The 26,040-nt window shown below is 38.4% G+C and carries 24 protein-coding genes and 1 other annotated feature; of the genes, 13 read left to right on the forward strand and 11 right to left on the reverse strand.

The features are described from left to right. Positions 1–44: 44 nt before the first annotated feature. Positions 45–1,895: a protein translocase subunit SecD gene (secD, locus tag A9501_RS00410; RefSeq protein ID WP_065264486.1), complete on the forward strand. Its 1,851-nt coding sequence runs from the start codon at positions 45–47 to the stop codon at positions 1,893–1,895. A gap of 10 nt (positions 1,896–1,905) precedes the next feature. Then, positions 1,906–2,880 carry a protein translocase subunit SecF gene (gene secF / locus A9501_RS00415; RefSeq protein WP_065264487.1) on the forward strand — a complete coding sequence of 325 codons (975 nt, stop codon included), beginning with the start codon at positions 1,906–1,908 and terminating at the stop codon, positions 2,878–2,880. Between the two features lie 119 nt (positions 2,881–2,999). Here the strand turns inward: secF and efp are convergent, their stop codons facing one another. Then, positions 3,000–3,566: an elongation factor P gene (gene efp / locus A9501_RS00420; RefSeq protein ID WP_005635150.1), complete on the reverse strand. Its 567-nt coding sequence runs from the start codon at positions 3,564–3,566 to the stop codon at positions 3,000–3,002. A 37-nt stretch (positions 3,567–3,603) separates the two neighbouring features. Here efp and epmB point away from each other — a divergent pair, with 37 nt between their 5' ends. From epmB to A9501_RS00455, 7 genes are all read left to right on the forward strand, one after another. Next, positions 3,604–4,620 (forward strand): EF-P beta-lysylation protein EpmB, encoded by a 1,017-nt coding sequence (gene epmB / locus A9501_RS00425; RefSeq protein WP_065264488.1) that lies wholly within the window; start codon positions 3,604–3,606, stop codon positions 4,618–4,620. Between the two features lie 85 nt (positions 4,621–4,705). After that, positions 4,706–6,073, forward strand: coding sequence for an opacity-associated protein OapA (oapA, locus tag A9501_RS00430; RefSeq protein WP_065264489.1), 1,368 nt, complete (start codon positions 4,706–4,708; stop codon positions 6,071–6,073). 47 nt (positions 6,074–6,120) lie between these two features. Next, positions 6,121–6,525 carry an Opacity-associated protein OapB gene (locus A9501_RS00435; protein ID WP_065264490.1) on the forward strand — a complete coding sequence of 135 codons (405 nt, stop codon included), beginning with the start codon at positions 6,121–6,123 and terminating at the stop codon, positions 6,523–6,525. A 2-nt stretch (positions 6,526–6,527) separates the two neighbouring features. Beyond that, entirely contained in the window at positions 6,528–7,238 is a 711-nt protein-coding gene (gene recO, locus A9501_RS00440; protein WP_065264491.1) for a DNA repair protein RecO, read from the forward strand. Further along, complete coding sequence (gene rlmD, locus A9501_RS00445) at positions 7,238–8,554, forward strand: 23S rRNA (uracil(1939)-C(5))-methyltransferase RlmD (protein ID WP_065264492.1); 1,317 nt, start codon at positions 7,238–7,240, stop codon at positions 8,552–8,554. The genes recO and rlmD overlap by 1 nt, the downstream gene beginning before the upstream one ends. 77 nt (positions 8,555–8,631) lie before the next feature. Beyond that, positions 8,632–10,863 (forward strand): GTP diphosphokinase, encoded by a 2,232-nt coding sequence (gene relA / locus A9501_RS00450; RefSeq protein WP_065264493.1) that lies wholly within the window; start codon positions 8,632–8,634, stop codon positions 10,861–10,863. A 14-nt stretch (positions 10,864–10,877) separates the two neighbouring features. Continuing rightward, entirely contained in the window at positions 10,878–11,234 is a 357-nt protein-coding gene (locus tag A9501_RS00455; RefSeq protein WP_065264494.1) for a diacylglycerol kinase, read from the forward strand. A gap of 78 nt (positions 11,235–11,312) precedes the next feature. Here A9501_RS00455 and A9501_RS00460 read toward each other — a convergent pair whose 3' ends face one another. Continuing rightward, positions 11,313–12,017 carry a YggS family pyridoxal phosphate-dependent enzyme gene (locus tag A9501_RS00460; protein WP_065264495.1) on the reverse strand — a complete coding sequence of 235 codons (705 nt, stop codon included), beginning with the start codon at positions 12,015–12,017 and terminating at the stop codon, positions 11,313–11,315. Between the two features lie 170 nt (positions 12,018–12,187). After that, positions 12,188–12,306, forward strand: a sequence feature (Thr leader region). A gap of 35 nt (positions 12,307–12,341) precedes the next feature. On the opposite strand from A9501_RS00460, the gene thrA reads away from it, so the two are divergent. The 4 genes from thrA to A9501_RS00480 all read left to right on the forward strand — a co-directional run bounded on the left by thrA (position 12,342) and on the right by A9501_RS00480 (position 17,865). Continuing rightward, positions 12,342–14,789, forward strand: a complete 2,448-nt coding sequence (thrA, locus tag A9501_RS00465) for a bifunctional aspartate kinase/homoserine dehydrogenase I (RefSeq protein ID WP_065264496.1) — start codon at positions 12,342–12,344, stop codon at positions 14,787–14,789. A gap of 12 nt (positions 14,790–14,801) precedes the next feature. Further along, positions 14,802–15,746: a homoserine kinase gene (gene thrB / locus A9501_RS00470; protein WP_065264497.1), complete on the forward strand. Its 945-nt coding sequence runs from the start codon at positions 14,802–14,804 to the stop codon at positions 15,744–15,746. Positions 15,747–15,789: 43 nt separating this feature from the next. Further along, complete coding sequence (gene thrC, locus A9501_RS00475) at positions 15,790–17,064, forward strand: threonine synthase (RefSeq protein WP_065264498.1); 1,275 nt, start codon at positions 15,790–15,792, stop codon at positions 17,062–17,064. Between the two features lie 84 nt (positions 17,065–17,148). Next, entirely contained in the window at positions 17,149–17,865 is a 717-nt protein-coding gene (locus A9501_RS00480) for a DUF554 domain-containing protein (protein ID WP_065264499.1), read from the forward strand. A gap of 47 nt (positions 17,866–17,912) precedes the next feature. Here the strand turns inward: A9501_RS00480 and A9501_RS00485 are convergent, their stop codons facing one another. From A9501_RS00485 to A9501_RS00525, 9 genes are all read right to left on the reverse strand, one after another. Beyond that, the gene (locus A9501_RS00485; protein ID WP_065264500.1) at positions 17,913–18,407 is read right to left on the reverse strand and encodes a surface-adhesin E family protein; all 495 of its coding nucleotides are present in this window, start codon (positions 18,405–18,407) and stop codon (positions 17,913–17,915) included. 31 nt (positions 18,408–18,438) lie between these two features. Next, positions 18,439–19,179 (reverse strand): pyruvate formate lyase 1-activating protein, encoded by a 741-nt coding sequence (gene pflA / locus A9501_RS00490; protein ID WP_005636458.1) that lies wholly within the window; start codon positions 19,177–19,179, stop codon positions 18,439–18,441. A gap of 115 nt (positions 19,180–19,294) precedes the next feature. After that, positions 19,295–19,585, reverse strand: coding sequence for a putative quinol monooxygenase (locus A9501_RS00495; RefSeq protein ID WP_005636456.1), 291 nt, complete (start codon positions 19,583–19,585; stop codon positions 19,295–19,297). A gap of 80 nt (positions 19,586–19,665) precedes the next feature. Then, complete coding sequence (pflB, locus tag A9501_RS00500) at positions 19,666–21,978, reverse strand: formate C-acetyltransferase (protein ID WP_065264501.1); 2,313 nt, start codon at positions 21,976–21,978, stop codon at positions 19,666–19,668. A 41-nt stretch (positions 21,979–22,019) separates the two neighbouring features. Next, a complete protein-coding gene (focA, locus tag A9501_RS00505; RefSeq protein WP_005627709.1) occupies positions 22,020–22,874 on the reverse strand; it encodes a formate transporter FocA in 855 nt (284 codons plus the stop codon). A gap of 285 nt (positions 22,875–23,159) precedes the next feature. Further along, the gene (locus A9501_RS00510) at positions 23,160–24,341 is read right to left on the reverse strand and encodes a glutathionylspermidine synthase family protein (protein ID WP_065264502.1); all 1,182 of its coding nucleotides are present in this window, start codon (positions 24,339–24,341) and stop codon (positions 23,160–23,162) included. After that, a complete protein-coding gene (locus tag A9501_RS00515) occupies positions 24,342–24,923 on the reverse strand; it encodes a hypothetical protein (RefSeq protein ID WP_065264503.1) in 582 nt (193 codons plus the stop codon). It abuts the gene before it with no gap. Between the two features lie 12 nt (positions 24,924–24,935). Continuing rightward, positions 24,936–25,355, reverse strand: coding sequence for a DUF2251 domain-containing protein (locus tag A9501_RS00520; RefSeq protein WP_005636440.1), 420 nt, complete (start codon positions 25,353–25,355; stop codon positions 24,936–24,938). A gap of 8 nt (positions 25,356–25,363) precedes the next feature. After that, entirely contained in the window at positions 25,364–26,002 is a 639-nt protein-coding gene (locus tag A9501_RS00525) for an NUDIX hydrolase N-terminal domain-containing protein (RefSeq protein WP_046950595.1), read from the reverse strand. Positions 26,003–26,040: the final 38 nt, after the last annotated feature.

Here is a 26,040-nt window from a genome sequence, read left to right on the forward strand (position 1 = left end):
GCCACGAATTGTGGCTCTGTGCGTTAGAAAAGAAAAGGAAAACTATGTTAAACCGTTATCCATTATGGAAGAATTTGATGGTTATTTTTATTGTGGCCATCGGGATTTTATATTCTCTTCCAAATATTTATGGTGAAGATCCTGCGGTTCAAATTTCTGGTACGCGCGGTCAAGAAGCGAATACTAGCGTGCTTGGACAAGTTCAAGATGTGCTTAAAACCAACAATCTTCCAACCAAATCTGTCGTGCTTGAGAACGGCTCAATTCTAGCTCGTTTCACTAATACCGATGATCAACTCCTCGCTAAAGATAAAATTGCTGAACGTCTTGGCAATAATTACACCACTGCATTAAATCTTGCTCCTGCCACTCCAGCTTGGTTAAGCATGTTTGGTGCTAACCCAATGAAATGGGGATTAGACTTACGCGGTGGGGTTCGTTTTTTGATGGAAGTCGATATGAATGCTGCACTTGTAAAACGTCAAGAGCAATTACAAGACAGTTTACGTAACGAACTTCGCAAAGAAAAAATTCAATATACGACAATTAAAAATACTGAGCATTTTGGCACGTCTGTCACATTGGCTGATGCAAGTCAACGCTCTAAAGCGGAACGTATTATTCATCAGTTGCATCCAACCTTAGATATCACAGAGTTGGATAACGATAGTATCAATTTAGGTCTTTCAACTTCAGCATTAAATGAAGCACGCGACTTAGCCATTGAGCAAAACTTAACGATTTTGCGTAAACGTGTTGCTGAACTAGGGGTATCTGAGGCTGTCATTCAACGTCAAGGCGCGGAACGTATTGTAATTGAATTACCAGGTGTTCAAGATACTGCTCGCGCAAAAGAAATTTTAGGAGCAACTGCAACGCTTGAGTTTCGTATCGTAAATCAAAATGTTACGGCCGATGCAATTTCTCGTAATATGTTGCCAGCTGATTCGGAAGTTAAATATGATCGCCAAGGTCATCCTGTCGCATTATTTAAACGTGCAGTATTAGGTGGTGAGCATATTATTAATTCAAGTTCTGGTTTAGATCAGCATTCAAGCACCCCGCAAGTGAGTGTAACCTTGGATGGTGAAGGTGGTGAGATTATGTCTCAAACCACCAAAAAATATTACAAGAAACCAATGGCGACGCTTTATGTTGAATATAAAGATAACGGTAAAAAAGACGAAAATGGTAAAACCATTCTAGAAAAACATGAGGAAGTCATTAATGTGGCGACGATCCAAGGTCGTTTCAGTTCTAATTTCCAAATTACCGGTGTTGATAGTATCGCTGAAGCGCACAATCTTTCTACCTTATTGAAATCTGGCGCATTAATTGCACCAATTCAAATTGTTGAAGAACGTACAATTGGCCCATCTTTGGGTGCACAAAATGTAGAACAAGGGATTAATGCAAGTTTCTGGGGACTCATCGCTGTGATTGTCTTTATGCTGTTCTACTACAAAATGTTCGGTATTATCGCAAGTTTTGCTTTGGTCATTAATATTGTGTTGTTAGTTGGTTTAATGTCTATTTTACCTGGTGCGACACTTTCCATGCCAGGGATTGCCGGTATCGTATTAACCTTAGGTATGTCGGTGGATGCAAACGTATTGATTTTTGAACGTATTAAAGAAGAAATTCGTAATGGCCGCCCAATTCAACAAGCAATCAACGAAGGTTACAACGGGGCGTTTACCTCTATTTTTGATGCGAATTTAACGACAATTTTAACCGCAATTATCTTGTATGCTGTGGGGACAGGCCCAATTCAAGGATTTGCAATTACGCTTTCACTTGGTGTGGCAATTTCAATGTTTACTGCAATTACAGGAACACGCGCATTAGTTAATGCACTTTATGGCGGCAAACAACTTAAGAAATTATCAATTTAGGTAGGGAACGATGAAAATTTTTGCAAAAGATAAAGACGGACATTTTATCCGTGAAATCAATGGGATTAAACTCCCGTTCCCATTGACCGAATTTATGAAACTGCGTAAATGGGGCTATGTTTTTTCCGCACTTTTAATGGCCATTTCGCTATTTTTTATCGTATCAAAAGGCTTTAACTGGGGATTGGATTTTACTGGTGGGGTTGTTTTTGATACCCATTTTTCACAATCTGCAGACTTAGAAAAAATCCGTGGTAAGCTCCATGAAAATGGTATTGAAAGCCCAATTGTGCAGACAACGGGTTCTGTTCAAGATGTCATGATTCGTTTACCAGCTACGGATAATGATTCAGGCATTGGCGATCGCGTAAAAGGAATGCTCCAAGAAGTAGATTCTGGCATTAAGATTCGTAGTGTTGAATTCGTTGGGCCAAACGTAGGGGAAGAATTGGCTCAAGGCGCGGTGTATGCGACATTAGCGACATTAGCGATGATGCTAGTTTATGTAGGTTCTCGCTTTGAATGGCGTTTAGGTTTCGGCGGTATCGCATCCCTTGCGCATGACGTAATTATTACTCTTGGTGTGTTTTCAGCGTTACAAATCGAAATTGATTTAACCTTCGTTGCAGCGATTTTATCTGTTGTGGGTTATTCTATTAACGATAGTATCGTGGTCTTTGACCGTGTGCGTGAAAACTTTAGAAAAATAAGACGTCTAGATACGATTGATATTATTGATGTTTCTTTAACTCAAACTTTATCAAGAACCATCATGACCTCTGCTACAACATTAATTGTTGTTATTGCATTGTTCTTTTTTGGTGGTCCATCAATTCATAACTTCTCTTTAGCGTTACTTGTGGGGATTGGATTTGGTACATATTCTTCAATCTTTATTGCAATCGCAATTGCATACGATGTTGGATTACGCCGAGAACATATGATCCCGCCTAAAGTAGATAAGGAAATTGATGAATTACCGTGATTTCTTGATAATCAACTAAAAGTAAGCCCCAGACTATAATTGTCTGGGGCTATTTTTTATTTAGATTTTTTGCTTTGAATAGCAGCGAAAATAGCTTACCTTCGTTTAACAGTAAAATATTATTTTACACGAGATACGTATTCGCCAGAACGAGTATCAACTTTGATTACTTCACCGATTTGAACGAAAAGAGGCACTTTTACTACTGCGCCAGTGCTTAATGTTGCTGGTTTACCGCCAGTACCTGCTGTATCGCCTTTAAGACCTGGGTCTGTATCGACGATTTCTAATTCAACAAAGTTTGGTGGAGTAACAGTAATTGGCGCACCATTCCATAAAGTCACGATACAATCTGCTTGGTCTAATAACCATTTTTCTGCATCACCTACAGCTTTTGCATCAGCAGAGTATTGTTCAAATGTTTCTGGGTGCATGAAGTACCAGAATGCATCGTCTTTGTATGAATAAGTTAAGTTAAGATCCATAACATCAGCAGCTTCAACCGAAGTACCAGATTTGAAGTTTACGTCTAATACTTTGCCTGAAATTAATTTACGAATACGAGTACGGGTGAAAGCTTGACCTTTACCTGGTTTTACGAATTCATTTTCAACGATTACGCAAGGTTCACCGTCTTGCATAAATTTTAGACCTGGTTTGAAATCACTGGTAGTATATGTAGCCATATTTTTAATATCCTAAAAATTAGAGATGGTTTGAAAAGTGCGTATTTTAACCCAAGAACCCGTCATTAGAGAAGAACAAAATTGGCTCACAATTCTAAAAAATGCGATTTCAGATCCTAAATTATTGCTAAAAGCCTTAAATTTACCAGAAGATGATTTTGAGCAATCTATTGCTGCGCGGAAACTTTTTTCTCTTCGCGTACCACAACCTTTCATTGATAAAATAGAAAAAGGTAATCCGCAAGATCCCCTTTTCTTGCAAGTGATGTGTTCTAATCTAGAGTTTGTACAAGCCGAAGGATTTAGTACGGATCCATTAGAAGAAAAAAATGCCAATGCCGTGCCGAATATTCTTCATAAATATCAAAACCGCTTGCTCTTTATGGCGAAGGGCGGTTGTGCGGTGAATTGTCGTTATTGCTTCCGCCGACATTTTCCTTACGACGAAAACCCAGGAAATAAAAGAAGCTGGCAACTGGCATTAGATTACATTGCGGTGCATCCTGAAATTGAAGAAGTGATTTTTTCAGGCGGTGATCCTTTAATGGCGAAAGATCATGAGTTAGCGTGGTTAATAAAACATTTGGAAAATATACCGCACTTACAACGTTTGCGTATTCACACCCGTTTGCCTGTTGTGATTCCGCAACGAATTACTGATGAATTTTGTACCTTATTAGTAGAAACTCGTTTGCAAACGGTTATGGTGACACACATTAATCACCCAAATGAAATTGATCAAATTTTTGCCCATGCGATGCAAAAATTAAAAGCCGTGAATGTCACGCTTTTGAATCAATCCGTTTTGTTAAAAGGCGTGAATGATGACGCGCAAATTCTAAAAATATTGAGTGATAAACTTTTTCAAACAGGAATTTTGCCTTATTACTTGCATTTGCTAGATAAAGTGCAAGGGGCGAGCCATTTTTTGATTAGCGATATCGAGGCTATGCAAATTTATAAAACCTTGCAATCTCTTACATCTGGCTATCTTGTTCCCAAACTTGCACGAGAAATTGCTGGCGAACCAAATAAGACTTTATACGCGGAATAAGATCCGATAAAATATCGCGTAATTTTTTTCGCCGCACTTCCGCGGCTAATTAACATGAATAACAACAAGTATCAGGAGTAATCCAGTGGATTCTATGAATAAAAATCAAAATGAACAATCATCTCAAGATGAATTAGATTTAGGTCTTAATCAAGTTGAACCAATTACACCAAAGAAAGTGGTGCAACCAAGTGAGTCAATTTTTGATAAAGCAAAAGGTTTATTTGCTAAAAAAGATCATGTAGAAACAAATTTTCATGAGCGTAAAGAGCCCACTTTTGGCCATACTCCAGCTCAAGAAAGCGCACCTTTTATTTCTAACGAAACATTGAGAACAGAACAAGAGCCTGTTATTCAGACTGTATTTGCAGAAGAGACAGTATCTGCTGTTGAAGAAGAAATTAAAACTGAAACTATTGCTACAGAAACTGTTGAGCAAGCGGAAAAACGCACTTTAAGCCAACCGGAAAAATGGAAAGTGTTGCAAGTATTACCGGCAAAACATCGCCGTTTATTTATGGCTATTTTGGCGTTGGTCATTTTATTAATTATTTTCTTTGCATTAAAACCAAGTTCTGACACGGTTGAGTCTTTCACTCAATCTAACAGCAATGAAATCCCAGTGCAGTTCCAATCTTTAGATCAAAATCAACCAGTTGAAACCACGATTTTAGATAATCCTCCTGCACAAAATCAGATGGCTACAGAGCAAGCTAACCAACCTGAAAATGCGCCAAAAGCAGATGAATCAGCTAATAGTGCGACTGCTCAAAATCAACCTGCAGAAAACATGGCTGCGCCACAAAACATGGCTGCGCCACAAAATATGGCTCAATCTCCAGTTCAAACCTCCAATACAATGGATTCAGCTTCAGCTAAGCCTATGCAAGCTGCTCAACCTGAGCAACTACAAACTCAAGTTCAACAAGCTCAAGTGGAACAGCCAAAAGCACCAACTGTTGTAGCGCCAGTTCAACCGGTGAAAAAAGTAGTCGAACAACAAGTTGTGCATAAAGATACCGCGAAAAAAGAAGTGAAAGTTGCGGAAAAAGCACATGTACCAGCAAAAGCAACTGAACAAACCGTCGCTAAAACAGCTGGAAAAGCACCAATTGTTGAAGCAAAACCGATTCAAGTTAAAAAAGAAGCTAAGGTTCAAATTGTTGAGGCAAAACCTGCAACGAAAGCAGCAGCACCAACGGCATCGGCGAAAACATTAACTGTGCCTAAAGGCGTTTCTCTTATGCAAGTATTCCGTGACAATCAACTTAATATTTCGGATGTTAATGCAATGAGTAAAGCAGCTGGAGCGGGCAATGTTTTAAGTAGCTTTAAACCAGGTGATAAAGTTTCAGTATCTGTGAACAGTCAAGGGCGAGTAAATGAAATGCGTTTATCTAACGGTACTCGATTTGTTCGTCAATCTGATGGTTCTTATGAATATAAAAAATAATTTTTAGGGCGAGCAATCGCCCATTTTTCTTTTTTAAGTAGGATTTTATGTTTAGAAAAACGTTTCTAATTTTAACCGCACTTTGCTTGGTCGGTTGTGCTCAAAGTGATTTACCAAAGAAGCTAGAGCTGCAAAAGATGCAGGTGGAAAAAGTAGATAAAGCTTTGCAAAAAGGTGAGGCGAAAGTTTATTTGTGTAAAGATGACAAACAAGTTCGTGTTGTTCATTCCACTCAAAAAAAACGTAAAAAATCATTGCATCACATTACGGTGACGTTCAATTCTATGTCAGAAAAATTGACATTAATGATTTCTGAGCGCGGTAAGAATTACGGCAATATTCGTTGGACGTGGCAAGAGCGCGAGGATTTCAGTGTGCTAAAAACTAATTTAGGTGAAGTTTTAGCGGAACAATGTGTGTTACAACCCGTAGAGCGTTTATCCGGTAATTAATTGTGCAAACCGAACTCCAACGTGGCTTTATTCTTCATCGTCTCCCTTATAGTGAAACGAGTCTTTTAGTCGATTTGTTTACTGAAGAAAGTGGTCGCCTAACCGTGATCGCCAAGGGCGCACGAGCAAAGCGTTCATCTTGGAAGTCGGTCTTGCAACCTTTCACACCTTTATTGTTGCGTTGGACGGGAAAAAGCTCATTGAAAACCCTCACTAAAGCTGAACCTGCCGCAATTACACTGCCTTTACAACAAACCGCACTTTATAGCGGTTTTTATGTGAATGAGTTATTGACTCGTGTCATTGAGCCTGAAATGCCGAATCCTTCGCTATTTCAACATTATTTAAAATGCTTAACAGGCTTGGCAACTGAAACCAATGTTGAGCCAACGTTGCGTCTTTTTGAATTTCAACTTTTACAAATTCTCGGTTACGGCGTGGATTTTCTGCATTGTGCAGGGTCTGGCGAGCCAGTCGATTTCTCAATGACATATCGTTATCGTGAGGAAAAAGGTTTTATCGCGTCTTTAGTGAAAGATAATCTCACCTTTTACGGCAGAGATTTATTAGCCTTTGAAGCTCTCGATTTTTCCGATGAGGCGGTACGTCAAGCAGCAAAACGTTTTACTCGTATTGCACTGAAACCTTATCTTGGCGATAAACCATTAAAAAGCCGGGAATTATTCACTCAAAATATTTTACTTCTAAAATAATGGTTCTTCTTTATACCCCAAAGCAAAAAACAAACAATGTTCAAACCATTACGGCTAATATTCTTGATTTAGATTATCAAGGTTTAGGCGTAGCGAAAATTAATGGTAAAACTTGGTTTATTGAAAATGCACTTCCGCACGAAAAAGTGGAATGTCGGATTCTGGAAGATAAACGCCAATATGGGCATGCTACGGCAAAAAAATGGCGAGTAAAAAGCCCTGAACGTTTAGCACCTAAATGTGCTCATTTTATGCGTTGTGGTGGTTGCCAAGGGCAACATATTCCTATTGAAATGCAGAGGAAGGCGAAAGAATCCGCATTGTTTAAGCGATTAAGTAAATTACAGTCAGAGCCGATTTCATTTCAACCTATGATTTGTGGCGATGCTTGGGCATATCGTCGTCGTGTGCGTTTGAGTTTATGGTTTAACCCAAACACAAAACAAATCGACATGGGCTTTCGTCAGAAAAATACCAATGATTTAGTTACCGTTCAATCTTGTGAAGTGGCAGAACCTGAAATTAATTATTTACTGCCTAAATTAACCGCACTTTTAGAACAATTCTCTACACCAAAACAGCTTGGGCATATTGAACTTGTGGCGGCCGACAATGGCGTCGCAATGTTGTTACGTTACACCAAAAAACTTGTAGAAATTGACCGCACTTTATTGCTCAAATTTGCTGAACAAGAAAATTTAATGCTGTTTTTACAAAGCGATGAAGGTATTGAACAAAACTATGGCGATGCACCTTATTATCAATTTTCTGATGGTATAAAATTACATTTTGATATTCGTGATTTTATCCAAGTAAATCGTGCATTAAATGAACGTATGGTTAATACGGCGTTGGATTGGCTTGAATTGAACCAACAGGATTGCGTGTTAGATTTATTTTGCGGCATGGGAAATTTTACGCTTCCTCTCGCCAAACGCGTAAAAAGTGCGGTAGGTATTGAAGGCGTTTTTGATATGGTACAAAAAGCGGCACAAAATGCCGCAAGAAACCAAATCAAGAATATTGAATTTTTCCAAGCTGATCTTGACCAATCCTTTGTTGAACAACCTTGGTCACGTCAGTCGTTCAATAAAATTTTGCTTGATCCTCCACGCAGTGGCGCAGCTTTCGCGTTAAATGCTTTGTGCGAGTTGAAAGCAGAGAAAATTTTATATGTGTCTTGTAATCCCGCAACATTAGTGCGCGATGCGGAAATTTTACGTGATTTTGGCTACAAGATTGAAAAAAGCGCGGTGATAGATATGTTCCCTCATACGGGGCATTTGGAATCGATAACGTTATTCACTACAAAATAACTCGGTTATTCGGTACAATATCCACCCAAAATAAAAGCGACAGGAAGTTGCTTGCTCTTCATCAACAAGGGGGTGTTATGGTTGCTGTTCGTGGTTCTCATTTGTTAAATCCGCAGGATTTTGTGATTGAACAATGGTGCGCTGGCTTAAAACTGGCAGAACAAACAGAAAAAAGTTTGATCGATGCGTGGTATTACGCACGTGACTTAATGAGCACCCATCCCGATGAAATGAAGAATGCTACCTTGATGCTCCAGTCTGGCGTGGAAATGGTAGAAATTTTGCACGAACTTAATATGGATGCGGAAACATTACTTACTGCAATGTTGTTTCCTATCGTTGTAAATAAATTAACAGACTGGGAAAGTCTAAAAGAAAAGTTTGGTGCGAAAATCACTAAATTGCTCAAAGGTGTGTTGGAAATGGATAATATCCGCCAACTCAATGCCAGTCATTCCGCTAACGCGTTACAAGTGGATAATGTTCGCCGTATGTTGTTGGCGATGGTGGATGATTTCCGCTGCGTAATCATTAAACTTGCTGAACGCATTACTTTCTTACGTGATGCAGAGCATCGTTGCGCAGAGGAAGACAAAGTCCTTGCTGCCAAAGAATGTTCTAATATTTATGCTCCTCTTGCCAATCGTCTTGGGATTGGTCAGTTGAAATGGGAGTTAGAAGATTACTGCTTCCGTTATCTCCATCCTGAACAATATCGCGCTATTGCTAAATTATTGCAGGAACGTCGTCTTGATCGTGAACATTACATTGCTGATTTCGTTAGCGAGTTGAGCGGTTATTTACGTGAAAGTATTGAGCAAGTGGAAGTATATGGTCGTCCGAAACATATTTACAGCATTTGGCGCAAAATGCAGAAAAAGCATCTTGAGTTTAGCGGTTTATATGATGTAAGAGCGGTCAGAATTATCGTGCAAAAATTACAAGATTGTTATACCGCACTTGGGATTGTTCATACTCAATTTAAACACTTACCCAAAGAATTTGACGATTATGTCGCTAACCCGAAACCGAACGGTTATCAATCCATTCATACTGTTGTTTTAGGTAAAGGCGGCAAGCCAATTGAAGTACAAATTCGAACTCAACAAATGCATGATGATGCAGAGTTAGGGGTGGCGGCTCACTGGAAATACAAGGAAGGCAATACGGGCAGTATGTCTGCCTATGAAGAAAAAATTGCATGGTTGCGCAAATTGCTAGCTTGGCAAGATGATATTACGGATTCAGGCGAAGTGATGGCAGAATTGCGTAGCCAAGTATTTGACGATCGCGTCTATGTGTTTACGCCAAAAGGCGAAGTGGTGGATTTGCCAACGGGATCTACACCATTAGATTTTGCTTATGCAATTCATAGTGAAATTGGTCACCGTTGCATCGGGGCTAAAGTGGCAGGACGTATTGTGCCATTTACCTATCAGCTACAAATGGGTGATCAAATCGATATTATTACCCAGAAAAATCCTAATCCAAGCCGTGACTGGCTAAACCCAAATTTAGGATTTACTCACACCGCAAAATCTCGAGCCAAAATCCAAGCGTGGTTTAAAAAACAAGATCGCGATAAAAATATTCCAGCGGGTAAAGAATTACTCGATAATGAATTAGCGCGTTTAAATTTAAGTATTAAGCAAGTGGAACCTTATGCGTTACCACGCTATAACTTGAAAAATTTGGACGATCTTTATGCGGGCATTGGCAGTGGCGATATTCGTTTAAATAACTTAATCAATTTCTTGCAAAGTAAATTGATTAAAGTGACCGCTGAAGAGGCTGATCAAGAAATTTTACGTCATGTTGCTAACAAAAGTGCGGTGAATTCTCAGCAGAAATCTGAGAAAAAAAATGGCTACGTGATTGTGGAAGGTGTGGGCAATCTTATGCATCATATTGCACGTTGCTGCCAACCTATTCCTGGCGATGCGATTGTTGGTTATATCACAATGGGGCGTGGTATTTCTATTCATCGAGCGGATTGTGAACAGTTCTTAGATTTGCAAGCGGCTCACCCAGAACGAGTAGTAGAATCTATTTGGGGTGAAAATTACGCAAGTGGTTTCCATATTAATATCCGTATTGTGGCAGGCGATCGCAACGGCTTATTACGTGATATTACGACCGTTCTAGCAAATGAGAAAATTAGCGTATTAGGAGTGTCAAGCCGTGCTGATACTAAAAAACAGCTTGCTACTATTGATATGGAGATTGAACTCCACAATGTTGAAAGTTTGAGTAAAATATTGGCTCGATTAGCAAAATTAGATGATGTTATTGAAGCGAAACGTTTATAAAAATAGGAAAATTTATGTATAAAACGACGGGGCTAGCCCATTTAATCAATTCCACTAAATATTCATTACAAGGCTTAAAAAGTGCGTTTAAAAATGAAACGGCTTTTCGCCACGAATGTTTTTTAGCCTGCATTTTAATTCCTCTTGCTTTCTTTTTAGGCGAAACAAAAATTGAAATTATCTTGATGATTTCTTCTGTTTTGCTTGTGATGGCATTAGAACTTTTAAATAGTGCGGTGGAGGCTGTTGTCGATCGCATTGGTACAGAACGCCACGAACTTTCAGGGCGCGCGAAAGATCAAGGCTCTGCATCGGTATTTATTGCTCTTTGTATTGTTGCTGTTGTTTGGGGGGGAATCCTATTTTTCTAACATACGGAATATTTTTTAAGGTACAGTATATTTTGGGGGGCGGCTTATGGAAACATAAGCCGTTTTTAATTATTCATTTTACTTTTGGGTATAATTTCTTGAGCCAAAAATAGCAGTACCAATTCTTACCATTGTTGATCCACATTTAATTGCGCTCGGCATATCATCCGTCATTCCCATAGAAAGTGTATCAATTTGTTGATTAGGTAAGGCTTGTTTAAGTTGTTCAAATAGGGCCAACATCTTTCTAAATGCATTTTCTTGTTCTGAGATTTTATCGGTCGGTGCAGGTATTGCCATTAAGCCACGTAGGCATAAGTGCGGTAAATTTTCGATGTGTTTTGCTAGTGTTAACATTTCCTCAGGTTGAATACCAGATTTACTTTCTTCATCGCTGATATTCATCTGAATCAAGACATTCAACGGCGCCTTATTCGTCGGTCGTTGTTCATTTAAACGCTCTGCAATTTTTGCTCGCTCAAGTGTTTGCATCCAATCAAAATGTTCTGCCACGAGACGTGTTTTATTCGATTGTAATGGACCGATAAAATGCCATTCAAGGTTAATACCTTGAGATTCAAGATATTGGATCTTTTCTACACCTTCTTGCACATAATTTTCCCCAAAGGCAATTTGTCCCGCTTGATAAGCCGAAAGAATCGCGGAAATAGGTTTGGTCTTAGATACGGCAAGTAATTTTACGGTATTTTGATTGCGTTTAGCTTCTTTGCAAGCCGTTTCAATTTTTTGATGAATTAGGTTGAGATTATGCTGGATATCCATAGGTTCTCCTTTATAAAAGTGCGGTTAGTTTACACGAAATTTATTTACTGAGAAAATTTCCGAAAAATTTGTTACTTTCTGTTTGACAAGCTCGGGAAATTTCGGTATTTCTTTACGCATTCATTTTTCAAGATAAAACACAATGAAAAATAACCGCACTTTATCCGTAATCATTAGCACGATTACCACCATTATGATGACCATTACTATGATTAATGGCGCGGGTTAGTGCACCAAAAAACAGGATACAGAAAACCCGCGATTCAACTGAATAGCGGGTTTTTTTATAAATTTAAAAACACAATATCTCTAGGAGAACCAATCATGCGCGTACTTAAATTTGGCGGCACTTCGCTTGCAAATCCGGAACGTTTTTCCCAAGCAGCGAAATTGATCGAGCGAGCTCATTTAGAAGAGCAAGCTGCAGGTGTTTTATCAGCACCAGCCAAAATAACCAATCATCTCGTCGCCCTTTCTGAAAAAGCTGCATTAAATCAACCAACCGATACGCATTTCAACGAAGCAATCGAAATTTTCTATAACATCATCAATGGCTTACATGCCGAAAATAATCAATTCGACTTAAATGGCACCAAGGCGCTTATTGATGCTGAATTTGCTCAAATCAAAGGATTATTAGAAGAAATTAGCCAAGCAGGAAAAGTAGAAGATGCAGTTAAAGCGACGATTGATTGCCGTGGTGAAAAACTTTCTATCGCAATGATGAAAGCTTGGTTTGAAGCGCGTGGCTATAGCGTACATATTGTGGATCCTGTCAAACAATTATTGGCAAAAGGCGGTTACCTCGAATCTTCTGTTGAAATTGAAGAATCAACAAAACGTGTTGATGCAGCAAGTATCGCAAAAGATAAAGTGGTGCTTATGGCAGGCTTTACTGCGGGTAACGAAAAAGGTGAGTTGGTGCTGCTCGGTCGTAATGGCTCAGACTATTCTGCTGCCTGTTTAGCCGCTTGTTTAGGCGCAAGCGTATGCGAAATTTGGACCGATGTGGATGGCGTTTATACTTGCGATCCGCGTTTAGTGCCTGATGCACGTTTATTACCAACTCTTTCTTATCGTGAAGCTATGGAACTTTCTTATTTCGGTGCGAAAGTGATTCATCCTCGTACGATTGGCCCATTGTTGCCACAAAATATTCCTTGTGTCATTAAAAATACAGGAAATCCTTCTGCGCCGGGTTCGATTATTGATGGCAATGTGAAATCAGAAGGTTTACAAGTCAAAGGTATCACTAACTTAGATAACTTGGCGATGTTTAATGTATCAGGCCCTGGTATGCAAGGTATGGTAGGCATGGCATCTCGCGTATTTTCAGCTATGTCAGGCGCAGGCATTTCAGTCATCTTAATTACCCAGTCTTCATCTGAATACAGTATTAGCTTCTGCGTGCCAGTGAAATCTGCAGAAGTAGCGAAAACCGTACTAGAAACTGAGTTTGCTAATGAATTAAATGAACATCAATTAGAACCAATTGAAGTGATTAAAGATTTATCCATTATTTCTGTTGTGGGTGATGGAATGAAGCAAGCGAAAGGCATTGCTGCTCGTTTCTTCTCTGCGTTAGCACAAGCAAATATTAGCATTGTGGCGATTGCACAGGGTTCTAGTGAACGTTCAATTTCTGCAGTTGTGCCGCAAAATAAAGCGATTGAAGCGGTGAAAGCTACCCATCAGGCGCTTTTCAATAATAAAAAAGTCGTGGATATGTTTTTAGTGGGCGTTGGTGGAGTAGGCGGAGAATTAATTGAGCAGGTAAAGCGTCAAAAGGAGTATCTAGCAAAGAAGAATGTTGAAATTCGAGTTTGCGCTATTGCGAATTCCAACCGAATGTTGCTCGATGAAAATGGATTATGTTTAGACGATTGGAAAACCGATTTAGAAAATGCGACTCAGCCATCAGATTTTGATGTATTGCTTTCTTTCATTAAATTACATCATGTGGTGAATCCAGTATTTGTAGATTGTACCTCAGCCGAATCTGTAGCTGGGCTTTATGCTCGTGCGTTAAAAGAAGGTTTCCATGTGGTCACGCCAAATAAAAAAGCGAATACACGAGAATTAGCTTATTACAATGAGTTACGCCAAAACGCTCAAGCAAGCCAACATAAATTCTTATATGAAACCAATGTGGGCGCTGGTTTGCCAGTAATTGAAAATCTTCAAAACTTACTTGCTGCGGGTGATGAACTTGAATATTTTGAAGGCATTTTATCTGGCTCCCTTTCCTTTATTTTTGGTAAATTGGAAGAAGGGCTTTCTCTTTCAGAAGTCACCGCACTTGCGCGTGAAAAAGGCTTTACTGAGCCAGATCCCCGTGATGATCTTTCTGGACAAGATGTCGCGCGCAAATTATTAATTCTTGCTCGTGAAGCAGGCATTGAACTTGAGCTTTCAGATGTTGAAGTTGAAGGTGTATTGCCGAAAGGCTTCTCTGAAGGAAAATCTGCAGATGAATTTATGGCAATGTTGCCGCAGCTTGATGAAGAGTTTAAAACTCGTGTTTCCACCGCTAAAGCTGAAGGCAAAGTACTGCGTTATGTTGGAAAAATTTGTGAAGGTAAATGTAAAGTATCTATTGTTGCAGTCGATCAGAATAATCCACTTTATAAAGTGAAAGATGGTGAAAATGCTTTGGCATTTTATACTCGTTATTACCAACCTATCCCACTTTTATTACGTGGTTATGGCGCTGGCAATGCAGTTACTGCGGCAGGTATCTTTGCAGATATTTTAAGAACATTACAACATTAATAAGGATTTCAGATGTTAAGAATTTACGCCCCTGCATCTAGCGCGAATATTAGCGTAGGTTTCGATACTTTAGGTGCTGCGATCTCTCCTATTGATGGTTCTTTGTTAGGTGATGTGGTTCAAATAGAATCTATTTCAAGTGGTTTTGAGTTAGAAAGTGCGGGCTATTTTGTTCGTAAATTACCGAAAGAACCACAAAAAAATATTGTTTACCAAGCTTATGTGCTATTTAGCGAGCAATTAAAATTACGTGGAGCAAATGTGAAGCCTTTGCGTTTAACGCTCGAAAAAAATATGCCTATTGGCTCTGGTTTAGGCTCTAGTGCTTGTTCTATTGTTGCTGCATTAGTGGTATTAAATCAGTTTCATAATGAACCTTTTTCGAAAATGGAATTGCTTGAAATGATGGGCGAATTGGAAGGGCGTATTTCTGGTTCAATCCATTATGATAATGTCGCACCTTGCTATCTTGGCGGTGTGCAATTTATGGTGCAATCGCTCGGCAATATTTGTCAAAAGCTTCCATTTTTTGATAATTGGTATTGGGTGTTGGCGTATCCAGGAATTGAAGTTTCTACTGCTGAAGCTCGTGCAATTTTACCGAAAAGCTATACTCGACAAGACGTGATTGCCCATGGTCGTCATTTGGGGGGCTTTGTACATGCTTGCCATACCCATCAGGAAAACCTTGCCGCGATTATGATGAAAGATGTTATTGCCGAGCCTTATCGTGAATCTCTGCTACCTAATTTTGCTGAAGTAAAACAAGCTACGCGAGACTTAGGTGCACTTGCCACTGGTATTTCAGGCTCAGGGCCAACAATTTTCTCCATTGCTCCTGATTTACAAAATGCAATTAAACTTTCAACTTATTTAGAGAATCATTATTTACAAAATAATGAAGGTTTTGTGCATGTATGTAAGGTCGATAACGAAGGCGCAAGAGAAATTAAATAAGCATAATTTAAATAGATAAAATTAAATTAAAAACGGATTAAATATGAATTTATACAATATCAAACATCCCGAAGAACAAGTCACTTTTTCTCAGGCTGTTCGTCAAGGTCTTGGACGGGATCAAGGTTTATTCTTTCCTGAAGTTATTCCTCAACTTAATAACATTGATGAATTACTTGAATTACCTCTTATTAAGCGTAGCCAAAAAATTTTAGGTGCATTAATTGGTGAAGAATTACCGAAAGCAACGTTAGACGAGATGGTGAGAAATGCATTCACTTTCACCGCACCGTTAGAAAAAGTTGACGATAATATTTATGCACTTGAATTATTTTATGGTCCCACATTGGCATTTAAGGACTTTGGGGGCCGTTTTATGGCTCAGGCGCTTGCAGCAGTTCGTGGGGATGGCAAAATTACTATTTTAACGGCAACGTCTGGCGATACTGGGGCGGCTGTAGCACATGCGTTTTATGGATTAGAAAATATTAATGTAGTTATCCTTTATCCAAAAGGAAAAATCAGCCCATTACAAGAAAAGCTATTCTGTACTTTAGGTGGGAATATTCGTACAGTTGCGATTAATGGCGATTTCGATGCATGTCAGGCTTTAGTTAAGCAAGCCTTTGATGATGTTGAATTGCGCCAAACTATTGGACTCAACTCTGCAAATTCTATTAATATCAGCCGATTATTAGCTCAAGTTTGTTATTACTTTGAGGCTGTAGCGCAATTGCCAAAAGAAAAACGTGATAATGTTGTGGTTTCTGTGCCAAGTGGTAATTTTGGTAACTTAACTGCAGGATTAATCGCAAAAACATTAGGCTTGTCAATAAAACGCTTTGTTGCCTCAACAAACGCAAATGATACAGTGCCACGTTATTTGAAATCGGGAAATTGGGATCCTAAAATGACAGTTGCAACCCTTTCTAATGCAATGGATGTAAGTCGCCCAAATAACTGGCCAAGAGTGGAAGAATTGTTTAAACGAAATGGTTGGGATTTAACTGATTTAGGTTCGGGTATGCTAAGTGATAGTGAAACAGAAGATACCTTAAAAGCGATGCAGGCAAAAGGTTATTTATGTGAACCTCACGGTGCGATAGCTTACCAAGTGTTGAAAGATCAACTTAAAGCGGGTGAAACAGGAATCTTCCTATGTACAGCGCATCCTGCAAAATTTAAAGAATCTGTAGAACGTATTCTTGGTATTCAGTTACCATTGCCAGAAGCTCTAGATAAACATAATCAACTGCCATTGCTTTCTGATGAAATGGATAATGATTTTGCACAACTACGGGCTTACTTATTGAAGTAATAAAGTGCGGTAAATTTTTATTGTATTTTGGATAGCGCTTGATATTTAAGCGCTATTTTATTTTTGAAAAATAGGGGAAGTATAATGATAGTGGGGCCTTATATTAATGCGGCAGCAATTATTACTGGCGCATTAATCGGTGCAATGATTGGTGGAAAATTACCAGAACGATTACGAGTTAATTTAACATTAATTTTTGGTTTGTGTTCAATGTGTATGGGAATAGTAATGCTTTCTAAAGTAGAAAGTATGCCAGCAATGGTTTTATCTATACTGATTGGAACAATTATTGGTGAAATCATCTTGCTTGAAAATGGTATTAATAAATTGGCTAGCTATGCTAAAAGTCTAGTAGAACGGGTATTTCCTTCTGCCCCTAAAGGGATTAGTCATGATGAATTTTTAGGAAAATTTGTGGCTCTTGTGATTCTTGCTTCTTTTAGTGGAACTGGAATCTTTGGTGCAATGAATGAAGGCATGACAGGGGACCCAAGCATCTTAATCATAAAATCTTTCTTGGACTTTTTCACTGTAATGATTTTTGCAACAACATTAGGTTATGCGGTGACAACAATTTTTATCCCACAAACCGTATTACAATCTATTTTGGCATATTCAGCAGTATTTATTATCCCTTTTGTCACACCTGAAATGCGTGCTGATTTTGGCGCTGTAGGTGGAGTGTTGATGATTGCTACAGGTTTTCGAATTTGCAATATTCAAATTTTCCACGTAGCAAATATGCTACCGGCACTTTTTTTAGCAATGCCGATTTCTCATCTTTGGCAAAGTTTTTTTTAATAGAGAAGAAAAATAGCTATAAATTTATTTATAGCTATTTTTTATTTCTATTTTTTAGTTGATTTTATTTCAGATATTTCTCTACTATAATTTACACAAATAATTTGTGCGGCATTATAAAGTGTAGTATCAGGCATTAGGCGTAAAGTATGTTTTTTTTGCTTTTTAGGGGCTGCACGTACGCCTTCGCCCCAAAATTCATCGTAGAAGTCAGTACGGACTTGGGTTAAGTGATAGTTTTGGCAATTTAATATTTTATATTGTCGAACAGAACGGGCATAACGTTTAGTTTCTGGATAAACAAATAAACCTTTATCTAAGTTAATCACTGCATCAAAATGGACAATTTGAGGTTCTTCATTATCAACCCAAATTGAACTAGTATCGATATAGTAATTTATATCTTTCACTAGACGAACATAGCCATTTCTAATTTCTGTTGGTGTTGCGAGTTTTACATCTTGTTGTATTGGATTTTGTTTAGGATGAATAGAACAAGCGCTAAGTAACCCAAATGATAATATTAAAATCAGTTTTTTCATTATTCACTCCTTATGTTAGCTGATATTCATTCTAGAATTTTACAGTGTGCCCATAACCTTCTAGAATTGTTTTAATATGCTCCAACGATTCTTTGGTTGGCGGTAATACATCTTCAAGCTCATAATCTAACCCAAGGGTTTTCCATTTATGCGCACCTAATCGATGATAAGGAAGAAGTTCAACTTTTTCAATATTGGTCATACCTTCAATAAATTGACCTAATAAATGCACATCGTGATCGCTATCGGTATAACCAGGAACAACAACATAACGAATCCATGTACGTTGATTACGTTTTTGCAAATATTTTGCAAATTCAAGGGTACGTTTATTTGGTACCCCAATAAGATTTTGATGAACTTGATCATTAAGCTCTTTTAAATCGAGTAAAACAAGATCTGTTACATCTAATAATTCATCAATAATATGATCATAATGACGTACAAAACCATTTGTATCTAAGCAAGTATTAATCCCTTCTTCTTTACAAGCACGGAACCAATCACGCACAAACTCAGCTTGTAACACAGCCTCGCCACCAGATGCAGTAACACCACCGCCAGTAGCATTCATAAAATGGCGATAAGTCACGACTTCTTTCATTAAATCTTCGACACTGATCTCTTTACCACCTTCAAGATCCCAAGTATCACGATTGTGGCAATATTTACAGCGCATCAAGCAGCCTTGCATAAATAAAATAAAACGAATACCTGGCCCATCTACAGTGCCACAAGATTCAAAAGAGTGAATTCTTCCAAGAACTGACATACATAGATTTCCTAAAATTAGATATAGCTAAATTTTACCAAAGATTTGGTCTATAAAAAATGAGCCTGATTTAAATCAGGCTCATAATTAAAATATATTTATCAAAGTGCGGTCATTATTCGCTGACTTTTTGAAAGGTTTGCACCACTGGCGCTTGTTCACAATACTCGACCAATACAGGTACAATTGAGGTAAAGTGTGGCGTTGCAAAATGTTGTTCTAAATCGGCTTTGCTTTTCCATTGCTCAATAAAAACATAATGATTAGCCTGCTCGCTATTTTGTTGTAATTCATAAGATACGCATCCTGTTTCTTGACGAGTATGCTTAATTAATTCTTGGCATTGAGTTAGAAAATCATTAATTTTGTCCGCTTTTACTGAAAATTGGGCAATAACTGTTAGCATAATTTGCTCTCCTATATAAAAATAAACCACTCACAAAACTATTCTGTGAGTGGTTTATATTAAAACATAATTTTATTTACTTAGAAAGACTCAGTAAATGTACGAGTTACGACGTCTTGTTGTTGCTCTTTAGTTAAAGAGTTGAAACGTACTGCGTAACCAGATACACGGATAGTCAATTGTGGATATTTATCCGGATTTTCCATTGCGTCTAACAACATTTCACGGTTTAACACATTCACATTTAAGTGTTGACCACCTTCAACTGTTGCTTCGTGGTGGAAGTAACCATCCATTAAGCCAGCAAGATTACGGCGTTGTGCTTCGGCATCTTTACCTAACGCATTTGGTACGATTGAGAAGGTATAAGAAATACCATCTTTCGCGTAAGCAAATGGAAGTTTAGCTACAGAAGTTAATGATGCTACCGCACCTTTTTGGTCACGACCGTGCATTGGGTTTGCACCTGGTCCGAATGGCGCACCAGCACGACGACCATCTGGGGTGTTACCAGTTTTCTTACCATAAACCACGTTAGAAGTAATGGTTAATACAGATTGTGTAGGCACTGCATTGCGGTAAGTTTTAAGTTTTTGAATTTTCTTCATGAAACGTTCAACTAAGTCACAAGCGATGTCATCAACACGGTTATCGTTGTTACCATATTGTGGATATTCACCTTCGATTTCAAAGTCGATTGCTACGTTAGTTGCAACAACATTGCCATCTTTATCTTTGATGTCGCCACGAACTGGTTTAACTTTCGCATATTTGATTGCTGAAAGTGAGTCAGCCGCAACAGAAAGACCTGCGATACCACAAGCCATGGTACGGTATACATCACGGTCATGTAATGCCATTAATGCTGCTTCGTATGAATATTTATCGTGCATATAGTGGATTACGTTTAAGGCAGTCACATATTGTTTTGCCAACCAATCCATAAAGCTATCCATACGGGTCATGACTGTATCGAAATCTAATACTTCATCAGTAATTGGTGCAGTTTTCGGACCTACTTGCATACCTAATTTTTCATCGATACCGCCGTTGATTGCGTATAACAATGTTTTCGCTAAGTTTGCACGTGCACCGAAGAATTGCATTTGTTTGCCCACAACCATTGGTGATACACAACATGCGATTGCGTAGTCATCATTGTTGAAGTCTGGACGCATTAAATCATCGTTTTCGTATTGAACTGATGAGGTATCAATCGATACTTTCGCACAGAAACGTTTGAAGTTTTCAGGTAATTGTTCAGACCAAAGAATAGTTAAGTTTGGTTCTGGAGAAGTACCCATGTTGTAAAGAGTGTGTAAAATACGGAATGTATTTTTGGTTACTAATGTACGACCGTCTAACCCCATACCTGCGATGGTTTCAGTTGCCCACATTGGGTCACCTGAGAATAATTGATCGTATTCAGGTGTACGTAAGAAACGAACCATACGGAGTTTCATGACTAAGTGGTCAACTAATTCTTGCGCTTCAGTTTCAGTAATTTTACCTGCTTGTAAATCACGTTCGATATAGATATCGATAAAGGTTGCAGTGCGACCGAATGACATTGCCGCACCATTTTGTGATTTGATTGCAGCAAGATAAGCAAAGTACATCCATTGAATGGCTTCTTGAGCATTAGTCGCTGGGTTAGAAATATCATAACCATAGCTTGCAGCCATTTGTTTTAATTGGCCTAATGCACGGTGTTGTTCTGCGATTTCTTCACGTAAACGGATAGTTGCTTCTAGATTTACGCCCTCTTCTAAGTCTTTTTGTAAAGAAGTGAATTGTGCGTATTTATCTTTCATTAAGAAGTCAACACCATAAAGTGCTACACGACGGTAGTCACCGATGATACGACCACGACCATAAGCATCTGGAAGACCAGTTAATACACCAGATTTACGGCAACGTAAAATATCTGGCGTATAAACATCGAATACACCTTGGTTGTGGGTTTTACGGTATTCAGTGAAGATTTTTTTCACTTCAGGATCTAATTCACGACCGTAAATTTTGCATGACCCTTCCACCATTTTGATACCACCAAATGGCATAATGGCACGTTTTAAAGGCTCATCAGTTTGAAGACCAACGATTTTTTCTAAGTCTTTGTTAATATAACCTGGTGCGTGAGAAGTAATTGTTGAAGGCGTATGCTCGTCAAAATCTAATGGCGCATGTGTGCGGTTTTCAACTTTGATTCCTTCCATTACAGTCTCCCAAAGTTTTGTTGTCGCTTCAGTTGGACCCGCTAAGAAAGAATCATCACCTTCATATGGGGTGTAGTTTTTTTGGATAAAGTCACGTACATTGACATTTTCTTGCCAATCACCACCAGTAAAACCAGCCCACGCTAATTTTTGCGCTTCATTAAGTTCTGACATAGTCATTTCCTTTGTTAATTAATAAATAAGTAAATAAATCTTTAATGCGTTTTGGTTAAATAACGTTGGAATACACCCATGCAAATTGCCCCGCCGACAATATTTCCCAACGTTACGGGAATTAAATTCTTCACAATGAAATGATACAAATCTAAATCTGCGTATTTCATCGGATCAACGCCGATTTGTTGCCAAAATTCAGGAGTACTAAAATGTGCAGTAATAATTCCCATCGGAATCATAAACATATTAGCCACACAGTGTTCAAATCCTGACGCAACAAACAAACCAATCGGCATAATCATAATAAAAGCTTTGTCTGTAACAGTCTTACCAGAATAAGACATCCAAATCGCCACACATACCATAATGTTGCATAAAATACCTAGATTAAATGCTTCAAACCACGTGTGATGAATTTTATGTTGGGCGGTTGCAAGAATTGTTAAACCCCATTGGCCATTTGCTGCCATGGTTTGCCCCCCAAACCAAATCACTGCAGCAATAAATAAACCGCCCACAAAGTTACCTAAATATACGACAATCCAATTTCGGATCATTTGCGTTGTGGTTATCTTACCACCAACACGGGCAACTAAGGTTAAAGTAGAAGAGGTGAATAATTCAGATCCTAATATCACCACCATAATCACACCTAATGAGAATACTAACCCACCCACTAATTTGGTCAGCCCCCAAGGTGCTCCGGCACTAGCAGCTTGTGTTGTCGTGTAAAATACAAAAGCTAAAGCAATACAAGCTCCAGCACTAATGCCAGACATAAACGATAAAAATGGACGTTTATTTGCTTTATAAGTAGCTGTACTTTCTGCATAATCCGTTGCTTCAACAGGTGTGAGCGCAACAGAAGACAGTTTTTGAATTTCTGATGCCATAATCAAACTCCAAATATTAAAAAAGTTGATGAAAATTTAATACTTCTAATATGTTTACAACTTCAAATACTTCTACCACCGAGGACATTTTACTCTTTTAATTTTTCATTTCAAAGAAATGCTACGATTTATTCTAACAAAATTTGATATTTTGCAAGATTTTTTCAGATAAAATAACCATAACTCTTTAGTGATAGTTTTTAGGTAAAAAAATAACCGCACTTTTATCAAAAAAGACAAAAGTGCGGTTAGTTTTCTGGTTATTTTAGCAATACTCAGGACACATTAAGGTACAATATAATGAGGTATAAAATGGCTATCATTACCCGTCACTGCAGTAAAATCTTCGCGTAATCCCATACCGCAAGCCACATCACCCACAACCCAAGAGCCGATAATGGGATACATTCCATCAAAACTCGGCAATTCAAATTTTTGTTGATAAACATAACCTGAATTACCATAAAACGTAGAATGTTCGCTTCCTTTCGCTGCAAATTCTACACCATTGTTTTTCTCATAATAGAAGACATTGGCACCTTCTCGACCTAACAATGGTTTTTTCACCCACATTGATAAATCTTTTGGTAATTCGAAGGGCGTAAAATAAGCTGGCAATAAATTCGGATGATTAGGATAACGCGCCCAAAGTTTTGCCAATAGCGCTTTATTACTTAATAGCATTTTCCATGCTGGTTCAATAAATCGTGTTTCAGCCGTTGTAATATGGCGAGCAAACTCAGCATGGCTTAGCCATTCCAGCGGATACAATTTAAATAACATTTCAATAGGCTGATCATTTAAATCTACAAATTTTTTTGTTTCGCTGTTATAGCCAATATCTTCCACTGCTAATTGATGAATATTCCAACCCGCGTTATAAGCCACATCAGCTAAATAATCCACATTGCCCCAATCTTCACGGCCAGCATCTTGCATGGCACTCAAATGGAAATCTGTTTTACCACTTTGTTGTTTCAAAAATTGGAAATGTTTAATTAATTCTTCGTGAATCCAGTTGAACTGATCACGGTGTTTCAAGCCCTCAATTTGCTCCAACCACTGCCATTGAACAACGGCAGCCTCCAACAAAGATGTTGGCGTATCGGCGTTATATTCAAACATTTTAAGGTTTTCGCCATCATAGCCGAAATCAAAGCGTCCATATAAATAAGGATCTTGATTACACCAAGAGCTTTCAATAAGCTGTTTTTGCAACTCCGTAAAACGGTAATTTTCATAATCGCCTTTTTTAATTTCATCCGCCGCAAAATCTAAACACATTGAATGTAATTCATTAGTTGTATCCTCAATGCGATCAATTTCCGCTAAGGTAAATTCATAGGCGACATTATCAGACCAATAATGAGATCCATCACTGGAAGGCAAGTTATAATAATCAAACCCAACATTAAGTAGCTGTTGCACCATATCTGGTCGAGTAGGAAACCCTGTTACACGTTTCATTTAGCCCCCACTGCTACGATTAGTATTATTTGGGCTACTAAAACCACCACGAGATACAGGTTTGCTATTCATGCTTCCTGCATTTCCTTTCACTAGCATTGGTTTTCCAACAGAACGATTTGTTTGCGGTTGCACAACTTGCCCTGTTGGCGTGGTGACAGCTCGATTTCCAGGATGATAACTTGGGCCAAGGAAACTACTAATTGCACGAGCCGCCATATACCCCATAACTCCACCAGCAATCGCGGCCCCTAAAGAAGGATCGGTACTTTCAGCTTTTGCAGTCGATTCGACATTGTTCTCGCTTTGATTCGCTTGTGCATTATTTTCAGCTGGATTTTTTACCGCACTTTCTGCATTACCATTATCACGAATATTTAAACCAAGCCCCTGTTGTGGTGTGGTTTCAGTTTTCTGAGTACTCTCGGTATTTTTATTTGCCTCACAAAGCTCAATTTTTTTCCAATCCGCTAAACAATCATCTAAAGACTGATACACATCACGTTGTACTTGTTCTTCTGAACAGCCTCCTAATAAGGCCACAATAGATAAACTAACTAAAATCTGATTTTTCTTTTTCATTGTTCTCAATTTTTATCGAATGGTTTTCACGCCTAGCCATTGCTCGGCCTGTTTATTGGTAATTTCTTCACGAGTCCACATACTCATTAAATCTGGTTGTGGATATTTATTGCTGTTATAGCCGACTAAACGAGCAAAATCAAATACGGCATGAGGATAGCCATTAATAAGCAACAATGCTAAATAACCACTCTCATCCCAACAAATTTCAAGTTTGCGCGCTTCATGATGATTAGAGGTTGAATCAACATTATACACATGCAACATATCAACTATCGGTTGAGCATTTTGACGCATATCAAGTGCATAAAAATAGCCCGTTTCACCGTCATCTTCAAACATTACAGCAAAATGCTCAAATACCGTAGAATGCGTTCCCACTTGCTTTGGCGTTCCTAAAAAGAGTTCATCCTCTAAAGTTAAATGTAACATAATCTTTCCTAATCAAATTGTGTAATCCAATGGCAACTATTATATGCTTGAAAACAAAGCTCTACTTGAGCTTTCGTATTTTTTGCATCATTCATTGGTGGAAGTTTATCCAAGGAAAAATAAGCAGACTCCAACGTTTCACTGTTCTTCTTAAATTCACCTGACAATCTTTCACACATAATAAAAGCCTTCTGTACACGATGAGCCAAAGGTGGATAGTTATGCTTATGCTGGTCGTGGATTGCAATAATAAAAGTTGGCTTCACATCAAGCCCTGCTTCCTCATACACCTCTTTTACTGTATTACTATGAAGTGTCTCCAATACATCAACCCATCCCCCAGGCAATGACCAAAGTCCATCATTTTCTAGCACTAACAAAATTTTATCGTCTTGAAAAATCGCTGCCCGAGTATCTATTTTTGGAGTTTGGTAGCCATCCTCATTACAAAAAAGATTTTTAACCGTTTCTTTTGGTATTGCCATTTTATGGCTAATCATTTCAGCTGCTAAATCTCGAAGACGCTCATAGCGTTCTATATCATAAATATTTTTACAATAAGCCAAGCCACTTTGTGCAATACTTTGAATTTCAATCGCCCAAGATAACCAAGGTTCAGTAAGCAATGAATTAGATTGAGTATTCATAAAAACTCCCTAAAAAAACACCGCACTTTTATACAAAG

It is taken from the genome of Haemophilus sp. CCUG 66565 (assembly GCF_001679495.1).
Classification (GTDB): domain Bacteria; phylum Pseudomonadota; class Gammaproteobacteria; order Enterobacterales; family Pasteurellaceae; genus Haemophilus; species Haemophilus haemolyticus_K.